Below are 2476 nucleotides of genomic sequence, written 5' to 3'. Positions count from 1 at the left end.
CCTGAAGGGAGGGGAGCAAAGGCAACCCACCCCCAGCCCCTCCCTGAAGGGAGGGGAGGAAGGCAACCCACCCCCAGCCCCTCCCTGAAGGGAGGGGAGGAAGACAACCCACCCCCAACCCCTCCCTGAAGGGAGGGGAGCAAAGCACCGGCGCACCAATTCCGCCTCGGGTGCGCGGTGGTTTTTGCTCCCCTCCCTTCAGGGAGGGTTTGGGGGGTGGGTCGCCCCGCACGCGCCCCCTCCCGCACCGGGACCACCCCTCCCGGCGCCACCCCCTCCCTTCAGGGAGGGGGCCGGGGGGTAGGTCGCCTTTCCTCCCATTCACCCCCGCGCCGGCGCGAGCCGGGACGCCAGCGGTCGCGCCCGCTCCGGGCGCACGCCCGCGATGAGCAGGTCCGCCAGCGGCTGGTCGTCCTGAAGCGCCTCCAGCACCACACCCGCGGCGTGCGCCGAGCCGAACCGGGCGGCGCGCACGAACCCGCGCTCGAACTCGAACGCGACCGCGTACCGCCGCCCCGAACCGGGCAGCGCCAGCGCGCACGACACCGCCCGCCCGCGCCGGCACCCGGCCCCCGACCCCGCCCCGAACCGGGCGAGCACCGCCGGCACCAGCCGGCGCCAGTTCGCCCCGGTCGCCCCCAGCAGCCACCGGTACGCGGCCCGGGGCATGGCCCGCCGCGGCCGGTCCCCGCACGACGCCCGGATGAACTCCGCCGTCGCCGCGTCCCGGTCCCCGGCCCCGCGGTCGTCGAGCCAGTCGGCGTACACGAGGCGCAGGGTGTCGTCGTCGGGCCGCGCCCGGATCGCGCCCAGCAGCGCCGCCCGCTCGGGGTGTGTCGTCATGCAGAGTTCCTCGTACACAAAGGCAACCGACCCCCCGGCCCCCTCGGCGTGCTCGCCGGCCCGGTCCGCGGAGCTTCCGTGGGCCGGCGGAAGGGAGGGGGGCAAAGGCAACCCACCCCCAGCCCCTCCCTGAAGGGAGGGGGAGCAAAGGCAACCTACCCCCCGGCCCCCTCCCTAAAGGGAGGGGGTGGCGCCGATAGGAATGATCCCGGCGCGGAAGGCGCACGCCACGCTTCAAGTTCGCCCATGTCTTCCTCCCCTCCCTTCAGGGAGGGGCTGGGGGTGGGTTGTATTCGGTTCTGCTCCCCCTCCCTTCAGGGAGGGGGCTGGGGGGTGGGTCTACGCCCCGCGCCCCCTCTCGCTCCGGGACCACTCCTCTCGGTGCCTCCCCCTCCCTTCAGGGAGGGGGCCGGGGGGTAGGTTGCCTTCACGCCAGCGCCGCGGCGCGGGGCAGGTCCGCCCCGGGCGCGAACCGGTCGTGCCGGGCCGCCAGCGCGACCGCCAGCTCGCGCACGTCGAACGGCTTCTGGAACAGCGCGTCGAACCCGGCCGCCAGCAGCTCCCCGGGGGCCGTCTCGTCCTCGCTCGTCAGCGCCGCCAGGTACGCCCGGGCGGGCGGCTCCGCGCCCCGCAGCCGCTCCGCGATCGCCATCCCGTCGCCGCGCCCCACCGCCAGGTCCACCACTACTGCTCCTAATGGCACCGCGCTCGCCAGCGCGCCGGCGTGGAACAGCGAGGGCGGCGCCTCCACCTTGAACGCGGGCGCCGGCAGCAGCTCCCGCAGCCGCGCCGCCGCCCGCGGCTCCGCCCCGACCAGCAGCACCGCGAACGACTCCTCCGCCTCCAGCGCCGCCGTCGGCATCCCGTTCTCGCGCAGGAACCGCATCAGGTTCTCGCGCGGGATGCGGCGGTCGTTGGACCCCGGCATCCGGTACCCCTTCAGGCGCCCCGCGTCGAACCACTTCGACACCGTCCGCGGCGCGACGTTGCACAGCTTCGCCACCTGCCCGCTGGTGAACACCTTCTTCACGAGAGCACTCCTCAAAGGGGAACCCGAAGGGTCCGGCCCCGCCACGCGCGTTCGCGCGGCGGCATAATCGTCACAAATGCCGTTTCGATGTCCGATCGGGCCGCGGCGGCCCGTATAACGGGAGCGGTTCTTACAGGAGGTTCTTCGTGCCCAGGCTGTTCCCCCTGATGCTGACGTTCACCTGCGGCCTCGCCGTCGGGCTGCTGGCCCGCAACCGCCCGGCCCGGCCCGCGCCGGAGCTGCCGCCCATCGACTTCGCTGAGCCGGTGACGGTCCGGCGCATGACCCCGGACAGCGCCGAGGTCATCAAGCTGTCCCCTTACGCGGTCCTCGTGGACGGCAAGAACCGCCCACTCGGCCCGGTCCCCCCAGAACTCTGGCTCATCACCTTCGACCGCGGCCGGATGCAGATCGCCTGCGCCCTCGAAGAGCGCAACTGAACGGCAACCTACCCCCCGGCCCCCTCCCTGAAGGGAAGGGGAGGAAGGCAACCTACCCCCCGGCCCCCTCCCTGAAGGGAGGGGGAGCAAAGGCAACCCACCCCCGGCCCCTCCCTGAAGGGAGGGGAGGAAGACAACCCACCCCCCCGCCCCCTCCCTGAAG

Annotated in this window: 3 protein-coding genes; 1 reads left to right on the top strand and 2 read right to left on the bottom strand. The window is 73.8% G+C overall.

Annotation, left to right across the window (positions count from 1 at the left end):
• Window positions 1-321 precede the first annotated feature (321 nt).
• Together R5W23_RS06405 and R5W23_RS06400 are read right to left on the bottom strand one after the other, a co-directional pair.
• On the bottom strand, window positions 322-843 hold the full coding sequence (locus R5W23_RS06405) for a TIGR02996 domain-containing protein (RefSeq protein WP_320685619.1): 522 nt from the start codon (window positions 841-843) through the stop codon (window positions 322-324).
• Between the two features lie 427 nt (window positions 844-1270).
• Complete coding sequence (locus R5W23_RS06400; RefSeq protein ID WP_320685618.1) at window positions 1271-1873, bottom strand: helix-turn-helix domain-containing protein; 603 nt, start codon at window positions 1871-1873, stop codon at window positions 1271-1273.
• Window positions 1874-2019: 146 nt separating this feature from the next.
• On the opposite strand from R5W23_RS06400, the gene R5W23_RS06395 reads away from it, so the two are divergent.
• Window positions 2020-2313: a hypothetical protein gene (locus tag R5W23_RS06395; protein WP_261190506.1), complete on the top strand. Its 294-nt coding sequence runs from the start codon at window positions 2020-2022 to the stop codon at window positions 2311-2313.
• Window positions 2314-2476 lie beyond the last annotated feature (163 nt).

The organism is Gemmata algarum, from assembly GCF_034097035.1.
Taxonomy (GTDB): Bacteria; Planctomycetota; Planctomycetia; order Gemmatales; family Gemmataceae; genus Gemmata; species Gemmata algarum.
The sequence above is the reverse complement of the archived record's forward strand: the minus strand, read 5'-3'. Positions and strand labels throughout refer to the sequence as shown.